Source organism: Clostridium bornimense, assembly GCF_000577895.1.
In the GTDB taxonomy this organism is placed as follows: domain Bacteria; phylum Bacillota; class Clostridia; order Clostridiales; family Clostridiaceae; genus Clostridium_AN; species Clostridium_AN bornimense.
The window spans coordinates 860061-882430 of the sequence record NZ_HG917868.1 but is presented as its reverse complement, the minus strand read 5'-3'; the positions used below and the strand labels follow the sequence as shown (position 1 = coordinate 882430).

12 protein-coding genes are annotated in these 22370 nt (G+C 30.7%); 2 read left to right on the top strand and 10 right to left on the bottom strand.

Annotation, left to right across the window (positions count from 1 at the left end; all coding sequences use genetic code 11):
* Positions 1-73: 73 nt before the first annotated feature.
* The 5 genes from CM240_RS03910 to CM240_RS03890 form a co-directional block, all read right to left on the bottom strand.
* Positions 74-4321 (bottom strand): starch-binding protein, encoded by a 4248-nt coding sequence (locus CM240_RS03910; protein WP_051483673.1) that lies wholly within the window; start codon positions 4319-4321, stop codon positions 74-76.
* Positions 4322-4555: 234 nt separating this feature from the next.
* A complete protein-coding gene (locus CM240_RS03905) occupies positions 4556-4969 on the bottom strand; it encodes a hypothetical protein (protein ID WP_044036645.1) in 414 nt (137 codons plus the stop codon).
* A gap of 122 nt (positions 4970-5091) precedes the next feature.
* Positions 5092-10269 (bottom strand): starch-binding protein, encoded by a 5178-nt coding sequence (locus tag CM240_RS16720; RefSeq protein ID WP_051483672.1) that lies wholly within the window; start codon positions 10267-10269, stop codon positions 5092-5094.
* 60 nt (positions 10270-10329) lie between these two features.
* A complete protein-coding gene (locus CM240_RS16715; protein ID WP_051483671.1) occupies positions 10330-14856 on the bottom strand; it encodes an alpha-amylase family glycosyl hydrolase in 4527 nt (1508 codons plus the stop codon).
* Between the two features lie 550 nt (positions 14857-15406).
* Positions 15407-16555, bottom strand: a complete 1149-nt coding sequence (locus CM240_RS03890) for a pyridoxal phosphate-dependent aminotransferase (RefSeq protein WP_044036644.1) — start codon at positions 16553-16555, stop codon at positions 15407-15409.
* Between the two features lie 98 nt (positions 16556-16653).
* Between CM240_RS03890 and dapD the strand changes: the two genes are divergently transcribed.
* Positions 16654-17364 (top strand): 2,3,4,5-tetrahydropyridine-2,6-dicarboxylate N-acetyltransferase, encoded by a 711-nt coding sequence (gene dapD / locus CM240_RS03885; RefSeq protein WP_044036642.1) that lies wholly within the window; start codon positions 16654-16656, stop codon positions 17362-17364.
* Positions 17365-17401: 37 nt separating this feature from the next.
* Here the strand turns inward: dapD and CM240_RS03880 are convergent, their stop codons facing one another.
* Together CM240_RS03880 and CM240_RS03875 are read right to left on the bottom strand one after the other, a co-directional pair.
* Positions 17402-18112 carry a single-stranded DNA-binding protein gene (locus tag CM240_RS03880; protein ID WP_044036640.1) on the bottom strand — a complete coding sequence of 237 codons (711 nt, stop codon included), beginning with the start codon at positions 18110-18112 and terminating at the stop codon, positions 17402-17404.
* Between the two features lie 121 nt (positions 18113-18233).
* The gene (locus CM240_RS03875) at positions 18234-18992 is read right to left on the bottom strand and encodes a polysaccharide deacetylase family protein (RefSeq protein WP_044036638.1); all 759 of its coding nucleotides are present in this window, start codon (positions 18990-18992) and stop codon (positions 18234-18236) included.
* 110 nt (positions 18993-19102) lie between these two features.
* Here CM240_RS03875 and CM240_RS03870 point away from each other — a divergent pair, with 110 nt between their 5' ends.
* Positions 19103-19633 (top strand): DUF4364 family protein, encoded by a 531-nt coding sequence (locus CM240_RS03870; protein ID WP_044036636.1) that lies wholly within the window; start codon positions 19103-19105, stop codon positions 19631-19633.
* 34 nt (positions 19634-19667) lie between these two features.
* On the opposite strand, the gene CM240_RS03865 is transcribed toward CM240_RS03870, so the two are convergent.
* The 3 genes from CM240_RS03865 to CM240_RS03855 form a co-directional block, all read right to left on the bottom strand.
* Positions 19668-20534 (bottom strand): YncE family protein, encoded by an 867-nt coding sequence (locus tag CM240_RS03865; RefSeq protein WP_044036635.1) that lies wholly within the window; start codon positions 20532-20534, stop codon positions 19668-19670.
* A gap of 68 nt (positions 20535-20602) precedes the next feature.
* Positions 20603-21292, bottom strand: coding sequence for a hypothetical protein (locus tag CM240_RS03860; protein ID WP_044036628.1), 690 nt, complete (start codon positions 21290-21292; stop codon positions 20603-20605).
* 55 nt (positions 21293-21347) lie between these two features.
* Positions 21348-22184, bottom strand: coding sequence for an ICP22 family protein (locus CM240_RS03855; protein ID WP_044036626.1), 837 nt, complete (start codon positions 22182-22184; stop codon positions 21348-21350).
* Between the last annotated feature and the right edge of the window lie 186 nt (positions 22185-22370).

Here is a 22370-nt window from a genome sequence, read left to right as displayed (position 1 = left end):
CTATAAAACAACATTCAAAAAAGACTATTGCATATCATCCCTTTTATGCAATAGTCCTCTTTTATACTTCTATTTAGTTTATATAATCACTAGGAGTAGTAGATACTAGTTGACCATCAACATACCACATTTCTCCTGAAGCATCATATCCTGCTGCTCCTGATGTTGGTGTTTGCATTGATCCTGAGCTAAATATTACTTTTGCATTAGATAAACCTTCAATTTTATAAGTATACCAACCTTCATTATCACCGTCTTCTGCTACCATTGCTGTTCCTGGCCATTTACCAACATATTCGATTACACCATCACTGTCTTCTGTATAAATATAAATATATGGGTTTGTCCAACCATCTTTTTTGAAGTGAACTTCTATAAAATCTTCTACTGGTTCTGTCTTTGTATAAGAATATGTTTTTGTTACTGATTCTTCTCCATTTTCTGCTGTTAATACTAATGTTGTTACTGTTCCAACTTCTACACCTTCACCTATAACTATAGTATCACCATCTTTGTATTCTATAGCCTCACCACCATCTATAGAATATTTTGCATTTTCAGCATTTTTACAAGATAATTCTACTTCTAATCCTTCTTCTGTTTCTGCTGCATATTCTCCACTTTCTACATTTGTAGAAACTTTTAATTCATCATCTTCTATATAATCCTCTGGACACTCTGAAGTTAATGCTCCATCAACATACCACATTTCTCCTGTTAATTGGAATCCTGATTCTCCTGAACCTGGTGTTTGTACTGATCCATAGTTAAATATAACCTTAGCGGAGTCTACGCCATCAACTTCATAACTATACCAGCCCTCATTATCTCCAGTTTCTGCTACCATTGCTGTTCCAGGCCAATCTCCTGCTAATTTTACTGCTGAATCTCCATCTCCTGTATATATATATACATTAGGATTTGTCCATCCATCCTTCTTAAAATGAACCTTTAATATTTTTTCTACTGGAATAGATTTTGTATAAGTATATGTTTGTGTTACTGTTTTGTCACCATTAATTGCAACTAATGTAACTGTTGTTACAGCACCATCAGCATCTTCTTTTCCTATTGTTATTTTTTCACCATCAGTAAATTCTACTGCTTCTCCTCCATTAATACTATAAGTTGATTTTTCAGCATTAGCTACTGATAATTCTAATTCTAAGCCTTCTGATTGTTCTGCCTCATAAGTGCAACTTTCTTTATCTGATGATACTGTTGGAGTTTTATATTCTCCTTCAAGATAATAATCATCTGGACATGTACTTGTTAAAGCTCCATCAACGTACCATACTTCATTACTTGCATCAAAACCAGATTGTCCTGATCCTGGAATTTGATTAGATCCTGAATTGAAGATTACCTTCGCTGAAGCTAATCCTTCCAAGGTATAACTGTACCAACCTTCATTGTCTTCAGTTTCTGCTACCATTGCTGTTCCTGGCCAAACTCCTGTTAATTGTACTGCTGAATCTCCATCTCCTGTGTACATATAAATATTAGGATTTGTCCATCCTGAATTCTTAAAGTGAACTTTAACAAATTCAGTTACGGGCTCTTGTTTTGTATAAGTTAATGTTTTTGTAACTGTTTCCTTTCCATTTACTGCTGTTAATACTACTACTGTTTCTTCCCCAAACTCTGCTCCTTCTCCGATAATTATCTTATCTCCATCTGTATATTCTACTTCTTCTTCTCCATTAATACTATAAGTTGCTTTTTCTGCATTCTTAGCAGAAAGCTCTACTTCCAATCCATCTTCTACTGCTGCTTTATAATCTCCTCCATCTGGACTTGCTTTTACTGATAATGTATCGTCATCTTCCTTATAATAATCATCTGGACATACACTAGTTAATGATCCATTTACATACCACATCTCATATGATGCATCGAATCCTTCTTCTCCAGAACCAGGTATTTGCATTGATCCAGAATTAAATATAACATTTACTCCTAATTCACCTTGAAGTTCATAGCTATACCATCCTTCATTATCTCCTGTTTCTGCTGTCATAGCTGTACCTGGCCATGCACCTGTAAGTTGAGTTACTGTAGTCTCATCATTTTTATAAATATAAACATTAGGATTTGTCCATCCATCATTCTTAAAGTGAACTTTAACAAACTTTTCCTTTGGATCTCTCTTATTATAAGTATAAGACTTTTCTACTGATCCATCATCATTAGAAGCTTTTATTGTAATAGTTGTTTTAGTACCAAAGTCTTCTCCTTCTCCGATAACAATTTTATCTCCATTCTTATAACTTACTTCTTCTCCACCATTAATGCTATAAGTTGCTGTATCGACATTACCCACAGTAAGTTTTACTTCTAAACCTTCTGAAACTTCTTTGTAATAATCTCCACCTGCTGGACTTGCACTAACTGCTGGTTTCTTACTGTTTGATTCTATTAAGATTACTCCATTAGTTCCAGCTGTAAATGTCACTTTTCCATCAGTAACAACTGCTTTATTTCCTGTATAGAAATCTGTTAATGTATCTCCATCATCAAACACAGATGATACATCTACAGTAGTACTTCCACTAGCTCCTATAACACAGATAACGTTATCAACAACACCATCTTCACCTTGATATGTTCTACTAAAAGTATATGGTGAATCACTTATTTTTTTATGTTGTCCTGCTCCAATTGATAAATGCTTATTTCTAAATTGTCCAAGTTTTTGCCAATGTGATAATACTTCTTGATCAATTGAATCCCAGTTCATATCTGAACGAGTAGGTTGGTCAGTATATCCATTTGCACAGAAATCTGTCCATTGTTTTTGTCTATTTGTTTCATCTCCATAGAAAATTTGAGCAGCACCTGGAGTTAATAATAATGCATTTCCTGCTCCTATCATATCACTCCTACCACCTAGATCAGTATCATGTGAAGAGATATAACTTAATACATTGAAACTTGAATCACTATTTATTTTACTTGAATAACTACTAAAAACGTTTTCTAAGGTAGACGTAGTATATCCACTCTTAGGAAAAGTAAAGTTAATCATTGAATCAAATCCATTACTATAATAGTAATCTTTACCTACACCATGTCCCCAATCTTCACCTGTCATCCAGAATTCTTCATCCCAATTTGCTCCTGGCTTATCTGGATTATTTTCTCTCCATTCTTTTAAAGCAACTTTTGCTTGGGTTTTTAACTCATTCCATGATGATACTGGAATATGCTTAGCTGTATCACATCTAAAACCATCTATTCCATATTCTCTAACCCAATCAGTTAACCATTGTACTACATAATTTTGTGGTGTCTTTGGCAATCCACTTTTTTCGAAAAATGCATTTTGCTTTGCAATTTCTTCGTCATATCTACCTTCTTTTTTCCATTTATTCACTAAGAAATTTGGTGTAGATATCTCTGTAGTAGATTCCATTTTTATATCTGGAAGTCCATAAAGACATCTAGTTTGGTCATCTCCAGACTTACTTCCAGTATACCCATCAAAAGGATATGCGATTCTTACAAAATCTCCACCATACCAATTAGTTGCCCATGATGAATCATTTTGATATATATTTGCTTCTTCCCAATCTCCACCTTTTAAATTGCTTAAGTCTCCATAGTAATAATCTTTCCAATTTGATACTGTTTTACCAAATCCATACTCATTAGTATCATAAGCAGTTATATATCCTAAATGATTCATAACTACATCCATAACAACACGAATACCTTTACTATGTGCTGTATCAACAAATTCTTCCATATCTTCTGCTGTCCCCATATTTGCGTCTACATTAGTATAATCTAATGCCCAATATCCATGATATGCATAGTATGGAAATCCATATCCATCTTGTGCATTATTAGTATTACCAAAAGTAAATCCATGTATTTGTTCATAAGGTGCTGTAATCCATATTGCATTTACACCTAAGTCAGTAAAATAGCCCTCATTCAACTTTTCAGTTAAACCTTTTAAATCTCCTCCATGAAATGTCCCCATGTTTTCTTCATATCCTGATTGAACACTTCCATCTTGGTTTAATGATCTTCCATATGAATGATCATTACTAGAATCTCCATTATTAAATCTATCTGTTAATGTAAAATATACTGTAGCATTATCCCAACTAAATGCTGCATCTTCTGCTGACGTTTCTGGTTCAGCATAAGTTAAATTTCCATCTTCATCAATATTTACTTGTAGTATATTTTCACTTGATACTGATTCTGTACTACTAACATTATTGCTTTCTGCACCTATAGCAGTACTACCAAACATACTAGAAATTAATAATACTGATGTAATAACGCTTGTTAATTTCTTAAACTTCATCCCGTTTCCCCTCTCAATATTAATTAAACGATTACAGTTACTGCGCAGAACTATAACTATTTCAAATTAATTATATTCCTATAAAAAATTCTATTCAATATATATAATGTAATTTAATCCATTTTACATCATTTTTGTAATTTAAGTTTATATATTCTTTAATTTTATGTATATTTTTACACAAAAATTAAAGAATCCATATTTTATTTATAAATATAGACTCTCTATTTATCCTTATTCTGTTATTTTATGCCAATTATCTTTATATTTCCTTATTTCATCAAAATATAAAATTATATTTCCTTTAGCTTTCTTAATTTTTTCATTACTTTCGTATTTTATCTGAACAATATCTTCTGTTCTTAATATATAAAAATCCGGGGAATTCTCATTTCTAAAATCAACTAAAACATATACTGTATTATTATTTGCTTTTTCTTGAAATCCTCGTATTATATACTTTGTACTTTGAGACCACACTATTTTTGCATGTACTATATTATCATCATTTTTTATTATTTCAACTTGCTGAATTCCAGAGTTAATATATTTTACCTTTGCTTCTTTTACTTCATCCTTCAAAACTCTTTCACAGGTAGATGCAAATGTTATCTTAGACATTAAATTAAACCAATTTTCTCTACTCATAAAATAACCCTTTATAATTTAAAGTACTCCGCTTATATTATATGATATACCCTTTTTTTATGTACCTTTTAATTTAAAAGGAACCAGACATATTTCATCTGGTTCCCTAGGTTCCCTATATTCTATATTATATCTCCATTAATTATGTCAAAACCATCAATACTTATAATATTTCCTGTTGCTGAACTATTAGCACTTCCTGTATACTCTATTGTTATTGTGTGTGTTCCTGATGATAAGTTCTTATCTGAATATACATATGTCCTTGGTACAAAATTATTACTATACATGTCTACATTATATACTTTCCCATCTATTGTTACTTTTGCTATTCCTCTATTAGATTTTTTTGATGCTATTATGCTTATTCCTGTTCCTGTAAACTTAAATGTTGCTTTTGATCCTTTTATATTTGTTCCTAGCGCTTTTCCTTTGCTATAGTCTTTATACTCTAATATATTCCACTTGCCGCTATAACTTATCTTTTCATTATCTTCTTCTATTCTCTTTGTTATTGGCTTTGTTTCAGTCTCTACAATATCTCCATCTATTATATCCACTCCATCAAAGCCCATTGTTGCATTTGCATCACTTGTCATTGATAACCCTGTATACTCTATGGTTATTGTATGCTTTCCTGATGATAATCCCTTCTTCTGGAACATATATACTCTTGGTTGTGATGTGCTACTATACATATCTACTGTATATACTGTTCCATCTATTGTTACTTTTGCTATTCCTCTTGTATTATCCTTTGGTCCTATTAAGCTTATTGATGTTCCTGTAAATGTAAATTCTGCCTTTGCTCCACTTTGGCTTGTTGTCTTTATAGTACTTCCACTGTATTTATCTCCACTTACTGTCTTCCAACTTCCTGTATACTTGATATTTGTATTTGTTTCTTCTACTCTTACAGTTTTTCCTTTTACAACATAATTCATTTTTCCATAAATAACATTACCTTTTGAATCCTTCACATCAACCCATATTTTATAATTTCCTGATGATTTTGGTGTCCATGTTACTGTATTTGATGTTCCATATTCTCTTAACGTACTCCATCCACTATTACTTTCATATATAGAAAATCTATATTCCTTTGCATTATCAGCCTTTGCAGTTATTTTTATTGATGTTCCACTTACTTGTGGTGAAGCCTTGTCTGTTGTTATAACTACTTCTTCATTATTCTCTTCTACTGTACATGATGCAGTATCTGAATCACTATTGCCATCACTATCTTTAACATAAACAAGTAATTCATATTCTCCTGCTGCTGCTGGTGTCCATGTTGCTGTCTTAGAAGTTGAATAATCTTTTATTACTGTCTCTTTATTATCTTTTTTTGCTACAAATTTGTATTGTATTGTTCCATTTCCACCAGATGCACTTGCTGATAAGTTTACTGTTTCTCCTACCTTTACAGATTTAGAACTTACTGTGAAACTATCTATTGATATCTTATCTCCAATAACTTTATTTATCTTATAGTCATTTATAGTTGAATTAGCCACATCTCCATTAGAATCTGTGATAGTTACTTTAATATCATAAGTTCCTTCTTTAGTTGCTGTCCATACACATTTATTATCCTCAGAATCAACAGTTGTTCCATCCACAGTAAATTTATATTTATATGGAGCTTTACCACCAATAGCTTTAGCCGTAAATGTAGTTGATTTTCCTAATGTTTGTGAATCACTTGGATTTGCTAATAGCGAAGCTTCTAATTCGTCATTATCACCTGAAGATTCTATTTCATAATCTACTTCTCTTGTAACTGTCTTACCGTCAGCATCTTTAATAGTTATTTTCATAACATAATCTCCAACTTCTGTTGGGGTCCACTTACAAGTTGACTTACTTGAAAAGTCTTGTAGTACTTCTCCATTAATCTCAAACTTATAAGTATATGGTGAGGTTCCCCCTTGTGCACTGGAGCTTAAATTAAGTGTAGTTCCTTCAACTTGTGGAGAACATCTATCTGCTCCAAAAGTATATACTGCTAAATCTTTTGGTTCAGGTGGAGTAACACCACCTGCTTTTCCTATACGTGCTAGTGGTACAGTAATAATATCACTATCTGATTTTTCCGCAGATGTTGATGAATCTGCTTCATAAGCTTTAGTAGCTACATCTAACATTGACTTATCATGAGGAAGAGATCCTATACCTGATTCACCGAAGGTAGAAATATGCATAACACCTATACCTTTGTTTTCAATATGATCCTTAGTAATCCCTAATGAACTTAACGGAATAACCATTTCATACATAGTATCTTGTTTCTTATCATGATTTGTACTTAAAAAATTTGTCCAATTAGAAGACTCAGAATATACATCATCTGGTGTATATCCTTCATATCCATTTGCCTTGATACCTGTCATAGTTGAACCTAAGAATCCATCACCATATTTAAATGATACTCCTGCCTCCTTAAAACCTACTGCTGTATTATAATTAAATAATCCATCAGAATCAGTTTTAAATATTGCTGGTTGACCTACTCCTGGTTTACTTGAGAAACACATAACTGTATCTACGTTGGTTTTATAATTTACTTTTATTCCCCATAAATTTGGATTTTTAGTAACTGCTCCAGTCTTTGCATCAGTTGATTTAGATGATCCATCTCCATATGATCCAATTCCTAAATCAAAAGCAAGCATTTGAGGTATATCTCCATTGTATGGTTTACCATTATCACTTATTGGATAACCTTGAGCTGGATCTATAACATCAGTTACATTTGTATATTGCCACATTAAGTAAAGGTTGTCATTATCCCAAGCGCTATATAATGCATAATCATCATATACTGGTCCTTCATGAGTTCCTCTAAATGATCTTGGATCATCGTTAGCTACACCTTGTGCAATAATCATATCTTCAGACCAATCACTAAAATCTCCATCAATTTTTATTGTCTTATTTTTACCAACTCCTGTTGTATTAGTTCCATATTTACCACCGATAGCTCCCTCAACACTACCTCCACTAGTACTACTACTACTACCAGTTGATGGTGCATTTTTAGTGTAAGTATAGGTTTTCTTAACTATATCTTTACCATCAGTTGCTTCTAAATCAACGGTAATTTCAGAATTTTCTACTTTTCCTTGTCCTATCTTTATTTTATCTCCGTCTTTAAATGACTTTTTCTTACCACCATCAACAGAATATGTTGCAGATGTGGCATTCTTTAATCCTAATGTTATTTCATAGGTATTTGTAGTAAACGTTGCTTTATCTGGTGTTGCTGTAACAGCAAGTTCATCAACAGGTGGCTCTGATTCATCTGTTTGCCATTTTCCATCTTTGTAAATCATTGATGTATCTGAAATATCAAATCCTGGTGTTCCTACTCCCTGAGGAAGCTGATTACTACCACCATCATTAAATATGACTTTAGCACTACTCCATCCCTCAGGGATTTCTATAGTATATTTATCATTTCCCATATCTGTCATCTTTGTTCCTGGCCATTTTGCTACTTCTTTAGTTGGAGTTACACTTTCATCATAAATGTATGCATATACATTACTCCATCCACTAGGTTTAATAATAGATGCTGTTACCTTTTCACCTTGTTTTATTTTTTTATAAGTATAAGTCTCGCTCTTAGAAGTTTTACCATCTGTAACTGTTAAAGTAACTTTTACTGTACTTCCTGCTGATGTATTTTTCCCAATTGTTATTACCTTTCCATTAGTAAATGAACCTTGATCTACACCATCTATTGCATAAGTACCAGAAGTTGCATTTTTATATCCTAATGTTAAAGATAATGTATCTGTAAAAGTAGTTCCTGATGCTGGAGTAATTGTTGGTGTAGGAGTTGTTACAGGATCAGATATTTCTCCTATAACTGCAATCTTTCCAGAAGCTAATTTACCAGTAAGTATTCCATTAGAAACAGTAAAAGTTCCACCATCAGAAGCTATACTTTTATACGTACCATTTTTTAAATTTGTTTCTGTATTAATATCTGCTGTTCCATCTAGATTTACTATAACTGCACCTTTCGTTCCACGTTCTATTACCATAGTAGTATTACTTAATGTTCTAAGATACTCTTTTTCACCAATCATGGCATTATGGAATTTATTCACTGCTACTACATCAGGATCTTCCCACATATCATTACCAGCATTCCCCATTGAACCTGGTAATGGATTTGAAGCAGTTGAATTTGCTGGTCTATTAAAATATAGTGGTGTTCCTGAATCACGAGCAGCAACTATTGCCCATCCCATTTTATTGTACCAATCACTCATTTTAGTTGTATGTTGTCCTAATCCAGCATAATCATCATGAGTTTCTGTATAAGTAACTATTTTCTTGCTATCAACACCATTTGTATTATAATTACTTGAAGATGCTTGTCCAATATTTTTTGCTGTATCTTGTTTATCATTATACCCAATAGCAGCTCTTACATTTTGAGAATAAGCTTCACTATTTACATTAATATAATTAGAATATGCACTAGTTCTTGAATTACCACCATTTGTATCTAGTATTTCACCATATATAAATAATTGATCTTTATTCTTTAAATTACTAAGAATTGTTGGCCAAAAATCACTTTTATCTGGATCATCAGGTAATTCTATATGCTTAGCTGCATCAAATCTAAATCCATCAGCACCACAATCTATTGCATCATTTAGAAATGTAATTATATCATTTTGCAATGTTTTGTTGGAAGTATTTAAGTCCGGTAAATCCATACAATCATGAGTTATACTATACCTACTTCCATAATCTATTCCATGTGGATTGTCATATTCATGCCAAAATTCTCTAGCTTCATACTTATCTTCTATAGCTGTAGAAAATTTGTATTTATTTTCACCTGTATTTGCCATGTGATTACAAACAACATCTACTATGATTTTTATTCCATATTTTTCTTCAGCTTCTTTACACATAGCTTTAAACTCATCTCTAGTACCTAATTGTGCATTTCCAATTTTGAAATTAGTTGGTTGATATAATACCCACCAATGGTCTGTGCCCATAGAATTTTCTTTTGTTCCTTGAATTGGAGATGTTTGTATAGATTTATATCCTGCCTCTGCAATCTTTGGTAAATTTTCTTTTATTGTATTAAAACTCCAGTTCCATGCATGAAGTATTAATCCTCCTTTTGTTTCACTAGGTAAATTATAATCATTTGTAGCAGCTTGTACTTTAATTTCTTGACTTATTTTTATATCAGCACAAATCAAACTAGCTGTTAAAATAACTGTAGTTACTATACTGGTCAACCGTTTTGATAACTTCCCCATTTTATTTCCCCCTTATAATTTTGTATATAGGAGAGCCATTGCTCTCCTATGATATTATTTTTATAATATGTCTCCATCAATTATGTCAAAACCATCAATACTTATAGTATTTCCTGTTGCTGAACTATTGGCACTTCCTGTATACTCTATTGTTATTGTATGTGTTCCTGATGATAAGTTCTTATCTGAATATACATATGTCCTTGGTATAAAATTATTACTATACATGTCTACACTATATACTTTTCCATCTATTGTTACCTTCGCTATTCCTCTATTGGCTTTCTTTGCTGCTATTATACTTATTCCTGTTCCTGTAAACTTAAATGTTGCTTTTGATCCTTTTGTATTTGTTCCTAGCGCTTTTCCTTTGCTATAGTCTTTATACTCTAATATATTCCACTTACCACTATAACTTATCTTTTCATTATCTTCTTCTATTCTCTTTGTTGTTGGTTTTGTTTCAGCTTTTACAATATCCCCTTCTATTATATCTACTGAATCTATTACTATTGCTGCTCCTGTTGATCCACTACTTGTTAAACCTGTATATTCTATTTTTATTGTATGTGTTCCTACTGGTAAACTATTTACTTCATATACTACATTTTTTGCCTTATAATTTGCTGTGTACATTGATACCAACTTATATTCTCCATCTATTGTTATCTTTGCAAGTCCTTTATCCTTATTAGTTGGTGCTAATATTCTTATACCTGTACCTGTAAACTTAAATGTTGCACTACCGTTTCCATTCAATGCTTTGCAACTTCCGCCACTATGTGCTGCATTATTTGATGTTTTCCATTCTCCTATATAAGTTATATTACTGTTATTTTCCTCTATTCTTTTACCTGGAAGTTCGCATATATCTCCATCTACTATATCTACTCCATCAAATCCCATTGTTGCATTTGCATCACTTGTCATTGATAACCCTGTATACTCTATGGTTATTGTATGCTTTCCTGATGATAATCCCTTCTTTTGGAACATATATACTCTTGGTTGTGATGTGCTACTATACATATCCACTGTATATACTGTTCCATCTATTGTTACTTTTGCTATTCCTCTTGTATTATCCTTTGGTCCTATTAAGCTTATTGATGTTCCTGTAAATGTAAATTCTGCCTTTGCTCCACTTTGGCTTGTTGTCTTTATAGTACTTCCACTGTATTTATCTCCACTTACTGTCTTCCAACTTCCTGTATACTTGATATTTGTATTTGTTTCTTCTACTCTTACAGTTTTTCCTTTTACAACATAATTCCTTTCTCCAGAAGTAACATTACCTTTTGAATCCTTCACATCAACCCATATTATATAATTTCCTGATGATTTTGGTGTCCATGTTACTGTATTTGATGTTCCATATTCTCTTAACGTACTCCATCCACTATTACTTTCATATATAGAAAATCTATATTCCTTTGCATTATCAGCCTTTGCAGTTATTTTTATTGATGTTCCACTTACTTGTGGTGAAGCCTTATCTGTTGTTATAACCACTTCTTCATTATTCTCTTCTACTGTACATGATGCAGTATCTGAATCACTATTTCCATCACTATCTTTAACATAAACAAGTAATTCATATTCTCCTGCTGCTGCTGGTGTCCATGTTGCTGTCTTAGTAGTTGAATAATCGCTTATTACTGTCTCTTTATTATCTTTTTTTGTTACAAATTTATATTGTATTGTTCCAGTTCCACCAGATGCACTTGCTGATAAGTTTACTGTTTCTCCTACCTTCACAGTCTTAGAACTTACTGTAAAATCATCTACTTTTAGTTTATTATCTTCACCTTCTATTACATACTCCATAGATTTACTTGATGCAGTTTTTCCCTCAGCATCAGTTACAGTTACTTGTACTGTATAGGTCCCCTTTGATGGTTTCCAATTGCAAACATTTTCATCAGAATCTAAAGTTTCTCCATTTGCTTTAAACTTATAGGTATATGGTTCTGTACCATTCTTAGCTGTAGCTGTCAATTTAATTGTTTCTCCTTCATTAACTGGTGATGTTTTATTTGCACTTAATGCTACTTCTAACTCAGCTTCATCGTTTACATAATCTGATGGACATACTGAAGTTAATCCACTTCCTGTATACCACATTTCATATGATGCCTCATACCCAGGCTGTTGTTGTCCTGGCTCTTGAGTTCCTCCACCATTTATATTGAATATTACCCTTGCATTTGTTTCTCCTTGAATCCTGTAAGTATACCAACTTGAATTTGGTGCTGACTCTTTTTCCATTGCAACACCTGGCCATTTCCCTGTAAGTTGAACAGCCGTAGCTCCATCGCCTTGATACATATAAATACTTGGATTATCCCAACCTGTTTTCTTAAAATGAACTTCTATAAACTTATCATCTGGATTTTTCTTTATATAGGTAAATGTTTTCGCTGCCTCACCCTCATCATTAGATGCAAATAATTCAACTGTAGTTTTTGAACCAAATTCTTCACCTTTACCTATGGTAATTTTATCTCCATTTTTATAGCTTACCTTTTTTCCACCATTGATAGAATATTCTCCAGAATCTGCATTACCTACTGTAAGTTTTATTTCTAATCCTTCTGAAACCTTCTTATAATAATCTCCACCAGCTGGACTTGCATTTACTGCTGGCTTTTTACTATTTGATTCTAATAATATTACTCCATTAGTTCCAGCTGTAAATGTTACTTTTCCTCCAGAAACTACAGCTGTATTACCAGTATAATAATCTGTTATTGTATCTCCATCACCAAATACAGATGATACATCTACAGTGGTACTTCCACTAGCTCCTATAACACAGATAACGTTATCAACAACACCATCTTCACCTTGATATGTTCTACTAAAAGTATATGGTGAATCACTTATTTTTTTATGTTGTCCTGCTCCAATTGATAAATGCTTATTTCTAAATTGTCCAAGTTTTTGCCAATGTGATAATACTTTTTGGTCAAGTGAATCCCAGTTCATATCTGAACGAGTAGGTTGGTCAGTATATCCATTTGCACAAAAATCTGTCCATTGTTTTTGTCTATTCGTCTCATCTCCATAAAAGATTTGAGCAGCCCCTGGAGTTAATAATAATGCATTTCCTGCCCCAATCATGTCACTCCTACCACCTAAATCAGTATCATGAGAAGAAATATAACTTAATACATTAAAACTTGGATCATTATTTATCTTATTTGCATAATCACTAAAAGTACTCTCTAAAGTAGATGTAGTAAATCCGCTCTTTGGGAATGTAAAGTTAATAATTGAATCAAATCCATTACTAAAATAATGATCTTTGCCTACTCCATGACCCCAATCTTCACCTGTCATCCAAAAATCTTCATCCCAATTTGCACCAGGTTTATCTGAATTATTTTCTCTCCATTCCTTTAATGCTACATTAGCTTGAGTTTTTAATTCCTTCCATGATGATACTGGAATATGCTTAGCTGTATCACATCTAAAACCATCTATTCCATATTCTCTAACCCAATCAGATAACCATTGTACTACATAATTTTGTGGAGTCTTAGGTAGTCCACTTTTTTGGAAAAATGTATTTTGTTTTTGCATTTCTTCATCATATCTACCTTCTTTTTTCCACTTATTCACTAAAAATGGTGGTGTCGATACAGTAGTACTAGATTCCATTTTTATATCCGGAAGTCCATAAAGACATCTTGTTTGATCATCTCCAGATTTACTTCCAGTATACCCATCAAAAGGATATGCAATTCTTACAAAATCTCCACCATACCAATTTGATGCCCATTTAGAATCATTTTGATATATATTTGCTTCTTCCCAATCTCCACCTTTTAAATTCTTTAAATCTCCATAATAATAGTCTTTCCAATTAGAAACTGTTTTACCAAATCCATATTCATTAGTGTCATAAGCAGTTATATATCCTAAATGATTCATAACTACATCCATAACAACACGAATACCTTTACTATGTGCTGTGTCAACAAATTCTTCCATCTCTTCTGCTGTACCCATATTTGCATCCATATTAGTAAAGTCTAGAGCCCAATACCCATGGTAACCATAATACGGGAATCCATATCCATCTTGTGCATTATTAGTATTACCAAAAGTAAATCCATGCATTTGTTCATATGGTGCTGTAATCCATATCGCATTTACACCTAATTCAGTAAAATATCCTTCATTTAATTTTTTAGTTAATCCTTTTAAATCCCCTCCATGGAACGTTCCTGGATTCTCTTTATATCCTGATTGTACACTACCATCTTGGTTTAATGACCTACCATATGAATGATCATTACTAGTATCTCCATTGTTAAACCTATCTGTTAATACAAAATAAACAGTAGCATTATCCCAACTAAATTGAGTATTTTCGTCATTAGTGACCTTTGGTTCTGCATAAGTTAATGAGCCATTGTCATCAATATTGACCTTTAACACATTACTATCACTTTGTTGTGAAATTGATTCTGTAGTATTATTAGAAACTTCATTTGGTGATGCTGTAGCAAAATTATTGCCAAACATACTTGCAAACAAAAGTGTTGATGTAATAATACTAGTTAACTTTTTTAGTTTCATATCTTTCCTCCTTATTATAATTTTATAAACGTTTACACTCACCTCCTATCTACTTTTAAAATAAGCAAATTAATACCTAATTTACTTATTCTAATTATATTCTTCTAAATTTACTTCTTCAATATTTTACCTGTATTTTTTTATTTTTTATTGTATTATATTAAAATCCCATTAATATTTTGTATATTTTTTTATTTTTTATCATTATATTGAATTTATATAATATTTTTAATGTTTTAATTTAAATTTTGAACTTTATATGTTCTCATACTTGTACTTATAAATTCTTCGCCATTTTTATATAAAAAAAACAGATTCATAACCAATTGAATCTGTTTTACATTTTTATTAAATTACATTGTATACATACACATTTCTATTTATTCTAATTTTTAGAAATTATATCTCCATTTGTTATCTACAATTTTCTACTTCGATTATCTACTGTTAATCATAATTGATGCTCTCAAATATCAAAAGATATTTCCTTTTTGTATAATATATGCAAAATAAAACTTTGTGAATAAATAATCCACAAAGTTTTATTTTATTACTTATTTAAATGTTTCAAGAATTTTTCCAACTTATCCATTCCATCTTTTAATTGATCCATTGAATATGCATAAGATATTCTAACAAATCCTTCTCCCCCACTAGAAAATGCATCTCCTGGGACAATAGCTACTTTATACTGATTTAAGAACTCCTCACAAAAATCTTGTGATGACATTCCATACTTCCTAATTGATGGAAATACATAAAAAGCACCTCCAGGAATATATGTTTCCATTCCCATATCTTTTAATCTTTCTATAATATAATCTCTTCTTTTTCTAAATTCTCCAACATACTTTTTACTTTCTTGTAGTGCCTCATCAAAACCTTCTGCTACTGCATATTGAGTTACCGAATGAGCACAAGATACATTATATTGATGATATTTAATTATTCCCTTTATATATTTAGGAGAAGCACATACATATCCTAACCTAAGCCCTGTCATAGAAAACAACTTAGAAAAGCCACTTACATAAATTGTTTTTTCTTTTAATTCTTCAAATTGAGCTAAAGAGTTATATTCTTCTTCATAAACTATTCCCGAATAAATTTCGTCTGTTATTATAAAAATTTCTTTATCTTTTAATAACTCATATAACTCTACACAATTATTTTTACTTAATGTTGCCCCTGTTGGATTACTCGGATATGAAATTACTATAGCTTTAGGCTTTTCTTCTTCTATAAGTTTTCTTAACTTTTCTACATCAATGGAAAAGTCTTCTTTTAACTTATAAAGCACTTCCTCGCCTCCATATAATTTTGTTAATGCACTATATGCAGGATATCCTGGTGAAGGAATAAGCACTTTATCTTCTGGATTAATTATTGCACCAAAAACAGATGCTAGTCCTTCACTTCCGCCTACCGTTACACAAATTTCTTCCTCATCATAATGAATCTTAAACTCGTCTAAATAAGATGATATTTTTTTTCTTAATGATAACAAACCTTCATTACTTGTATAATGAGTAATATTTTTATCTAATGCCTCACCCATATATTTTTTAATTGAACTAGGAACATCAAAGTCTGGTTCACCTAGTGTCAATGATAATGCACCATCTACTTTTCTAACTTTGTTATAAAATTGTCTTATTCCTGATATTTCTATAGAGTTTACTCTGTCACTTAAATTCATGTTAAAACACCCCTTTGGTTCATTTACCCCTTTTAATTACTTCTATTATAAATTATAATTATAAAATGTGAAAGTTTTTATAAAGAGGAGGGCTAAGTATGGATTATGATTTAACTAATCCCTATGAAATTGCTAAATACATAAAAGACGCAAAAAAATCAACACCAATTCAAGTATACTTAAATGGTTCAATTGATGAACTTGATCTTGGTGAAATTGAAAACTATGGTTCAGATCCTTTTCACATTCTTTTCGGAGAATCATGTGATATAATGAACTTCTTAGTTGAAAATGCAGACAAGATTAAGAATTTTAGAATAGAACAAGATAGAAGAAATTCTGCTATTCCTCTATTAAATATGGTAGATATTGATGCTAGAATTGAGCCAGGAGCTCTAATAAGAGATAGAGTTAAAATTGATAAAAATGCCGTTATAATGATGGGTGCAGTTATCAATATTGGAGCCGAAATTGGTGAAGGTTCAATGGTAGATATGAATGCCGTTGTTGGTGCAAGAGGTACTCTTGGTAAAAGAGTTCACTTAGGTGCTGGTGCCGTTGTCGCTGGTGTCTTAGAACCACCTTCAAAAGATCCTTGTATAATTGAAGATGATGTATTAATAGGTGCTAACTCTGTTATTCTTGAGGGAGTTAGAATTGGTGCTGGTGCTGTCGTTGCCGCTGGTTCAGTTGTAACACAAGATGTACCTGCAGGAGTTGTCGTAGCTGGTTCACCAGCTAGAATCATCAAAAATGTTGATGATAAAACAAAAGATAAAACTCAAATCATGGAAGACTTAAGAAAATAATAAAAGGAACTGATTTTCAGTTCCTTTTTATTATTTTCTAAATTGCACCTTTTTCTTCTATAGTATCAGTTACTTTTTCAGCCACATTATTTTCATCTGTAGCCACATCATCTTTTTCTTCATTAGCTTCATGAGGTACCTTTTCCATTTTTGAAATAGAAACTTCATAAGCTATTTTCTTTATAACTTCATCTTCAGAAATTTTCTTTTGATATTCTCTACTTTGGATTCTACCCCAAATTCTTATATTATCACCTACTTCTAATGTTTGACAAAATCTAGAGTTTCTACCCCAAGCAATAGTAGGTATATAATCTGATTTGTTGTAAGCTCTATTAACAGCAAGTAAAAGATCAGATATTTCTCTTCCAAATGGTGTTGTCCTATATACTGGTTTCTTACATATAAAACCATCTAAGTATATTTGATTTGGATTTTTACTTCTTTCTAAACAATCTTCAATTTTTCTGGCAAATATAGTTAAAATCAATCTATTTGATCCTTCTATGAACTTATTGTATGATCTAAGTTGTCCTTCTAATATAATTTCTTTACCAACGGTTAATTCCATTCCTGTTAATAATCTTTCAGATACAGTTATAAATAATCTATCATAAGCATCACTTAATCTAGGTACATCCATATAAAAAGTATAAAAACCTTCTCCATACATAACATGACTAAATTCTAACTCAGAAGCTACTGTTCCCTCTAAATACAACTTATTGTTTAACATTAATTCCTCCATCACATAACCCCTCTTCTCTTTGTTATATTAATATAAATTTAAAAACTACTTAACTTAATTGGAAATTGGAAATAGTAAATAATTTCTATTCCATTATATACATTTTTTGTATATTATTCAACTATTGTTTTACAGTTTGTCCTCCATCATTTTCTATTTTATAATCTTTTTCATAAATTAAATCAGAAACTGTTACAAATTGATATCCTTCTTTTGTTAATTCACCTATCAATCTATCTAAGTTCTTTACAGTATATTTTGTACCTGTATGAAACAAAAGAATAGATCCTTCTTTACATTTAGAACGTACTCTCTTATATTCTTCCTCTAAGCCAACATTTTTCCAATCAATAGAATCAACATCCCACTGAATAAGATAATGTCCTGTTTCTTCTGCTATATCCACAGTTAAATCATTATACGCTCCCTTAGGAGCTCTAAGTAATTTTGGTGTGCTTCCCGTAACCTCCTTTATCTTGCTATCACAATCTGTTATTTCTTTAATAATATCATCTTTGGATATTTTTGTAAAATCCTTATGATAATCTGAATGATTTCCAAGTTCATGACCTCTTTTATAAATTTCCATTGTGTCATCTTTATATTGATCCATCCACTTTCCTATTACAAAAAAGGTAGCCTTAACATTGTATTTATCAAATACATCTAACATTTCTTTAACATTATCTTCACCCCATGTTGTATCAATAGTTATAGCTATTTTCTTTTCATTTGTTTTCACATAATATATAGGCTTTTTACCATTAGAGTTGTATGTAGTAATAGAATCAAAGAGAGAGATAAATGTAACACTGAGTCCTAATATAAATATTATTATTGTAATATAAGTAATAATTATTTTTTTATTTTTAATTATCATCACCTCCCTCCTCTTTTAAATTTATATTCTGATGTAAATGAAATATTACTTTTTGAAAAAAGTGTTTTTATGATATAATAAAGATATTGAATAATAGTAGGAGGAATAATATGTTTGATGATACACTAGACCTTGCAGAGAATAAATTGCTGCTACTATATATATTTAGGGAATTAAATGTTCCTGTTACACGAAACCTTATTACAGAAATAATTTTAGAAAATAATTTTATAAACTATTTTATACTTCAACCATATTTAAGCGAATTAATTTCATCAAATTTTATTCTAGAATTTGAGAGCGAAGATGTACATAAATTAAAAATAACTGACAAGGGCCTTACTGCTTTAGAATTATTCGAAAATAGATTATCTGAAGATAAAAAATCATTAGTAGACCAATACTTATCCTCTAACTTAAATACAATAAAGAATAAAATAGCTATAACTGCTGACTATACTATAGAGAATGACAACTCTTACCTAGTTCACCTTAAGGCTGAAGAAAATAAGTCTATACTCGTCGACTTAAAGGTTTCTGTAGGTAGCAACAAGCAAGCACGTAATTTATGTAAAAAGTGGAAAGAAGACTCTTCCTCTATTTACACTAACTTAATGAATTTATTATTTGATGAGCAATAAGCAAGTTACCTATATCTAGGCAACTTGCTTATTACTAACTTAAAAATATTCCTTTGGGCTCTCCTTTAAACTTTATCTTCTTTTTTTCTCCATTATTTATATTTAATCTTATAATGGAGTTACTAAGTTTATCACAATAATATATATTTTCATTATAATAACTTATATCTGATGGTATTCCTCCAACAAAGTATGTTTTTATTTCTTTTCTTTTTTTTAAATCAATAATTTTTATACTACCTTCGCCTAAATTTGATACAATACATCCATCTCCAGATATATATATATCATAAGGTGTAACACCAACCATGATCCTATCTAAAGTTTTAAAATTATTAATTGATATTATTGATATAGATCCATTAATCTCTTTTTCCATAGCACTTTCACATACAACTAAATATTCTCCTCCTGTAGAAAATATAGCCTTAGTGGGATTTAATCCAACCTGAACTTTTTTTAGTATACCTGTTTTAATATCATATATATTAATAAAACTATCACTTACATCTGTTATAATTAATACTTCTCTCCTTTTGTCAAAGGTCATAGAAAATGGAGTACCACCTACAGGAATAATTTCCTCAATTTCTTTTGTATCCTTATCGCATATGATTAAAGAAGAACATTCTTCACTTAGGAAAAATAATCTCTTTTTAAATTGATAAAAAGAGATTATTCCTTTTGCTATATATATTTCTTCATTACTTTCTAAATCCATTATAGTACCTACTTTATAATTTATAATATTTTTCCTATTATCAACCATATTCATATAAATAGGATGAGGAGATACTGAAAATTTACTTTTAATCACTATTTCTTTTTCTAAAATGAAACTATCTATGTCTATTACTTCTATAATGTTGTAGTACGAATTAAAAACATATATTTTATCCATAATAAAAATACCCCCTCAATACCATAATATGAAGGGGTACTTTTTATGTACTATTTTTTTATAGTTTCCTAAAACTTTTCTGTTCTACTAATTTCCATAATATCACTATCACTAGATGTTGCAAAACCCACTTTATAAAATTCATTTACTCTTACTTCAATTTCTTTATCTCCTATATTAGGATTTAATGATTTAAAAGTCTCTATATATTCCTTCATCTTTGTCATAGCATTTTCTTCATTTATATCTTCAGCTTCCAATTTAATAATCAACTTATTATTTTCTATAGAATGATATCTCCTATTCATATCATCTATGACAATATTATCTATATTATTACTCTCTACTTTTTTGAATTCAGAAATACTAATATCACCTACATTTATAGAAAGATTTATTCTATTCTTTAGTCCTTCTGAGTAAAACTTATTATCATCATTACTTTTACCATCTTCAAAAATATTAATGGTTACTGCTCTTATTTTCCACCCGCTATCCTTAATCTTAGTTGCAATACTATTGCCTAAATTTTTCAAGTTATCTGTATCTAAATTATTACTTTCTATATTTAACTCTAATACTCTCTCTTCAATATTACTATTAGTTATTTCATATTTTTCATTTATTAATCCATTAAGGATACTAATATCAATTTTAGATTCTTTATTATTTACTATAACTAACACTACTATAATTGCTAAAGCAATAACTATAGCACCTATCGATGATATAATTATATACTTTTTCTTATTTTCCAATCTTTATTCCTCCTAATACTATAATCCATATGGTAAAATTTTTCTTTAAAAATTTTTAATTATTACCATCTCCAGATTCAACTTCGTTTTCATCTTCATTTTGGGTTCCATCTTCATTTTGGGTTCCGTCTCCATTTTGGGTTCCGTCTCCATTTTGGGTTCCATCTCCATTTTGGGTTCCGTCTCCATTTTGGGTTCCATCTCCATTTTGGGTTCCGTCTCCATTTTGGGTTCCATCTCCATTTTGGGTTCCATCTCCATTTTGGGTTCCACCCCCATTTTGATTTCCACCTGTTACTCCATATCCACTTTGACTTCCAGTTCCAGAATTCGGTTTCCAAGTACCTGATGCGTTATACTGTGAATTTGTATAGTTTGTCCCTGTATTACTATCGTTCTCATCTGTACTAATTACTTCATCTTTTATATCTTCATTAATATCAGCAGCCTTTTCTTCATTATCAATAATGATTCCTTCTTCTACTTTTTTTACATTGAAATTTTTTTCTATAAATTGTAGTGGTAACAAACAGTTGTTTTCTACCAATTGAATATTAAAAGAAAAATCAGGAAATACTAACTCATTATTATCTTCTTTAATAACTTCATATTTAAATGGAACTATTTTACCATTTATATACCCTTGTGATAAATTATTTTTTATTATTAATTCTTTATCCATAACTCTATATATAACGGTATTTCCTTCTTCTTGTACCTCTAATGTTCCTCCAGAATTCTCTATAAAGCTTTTTATAGAAACCATTTCTATACCATTATTAATCTCTATAGGCGTTACATTATCATTAGCCTTTACCAATATTTTATTATTAAATATTAAAACTAAAATCAATAATAATGAAATTATTTTTTCTGATTTTTTAACCACCACACATCTTCTCCCATCTTTTTTATTTTAGTTTATCATTTGTGTAATATATTGTAAATCTTCTATTAATAAAATATCTCAAAGTCTATAACCTTGAGATATTTTATTAACATCTACTATAAAATAGTTGATTCTAATCACATATTTTATCGTATAAATTCATGTAAACTTTACAAATGAAATATGTAT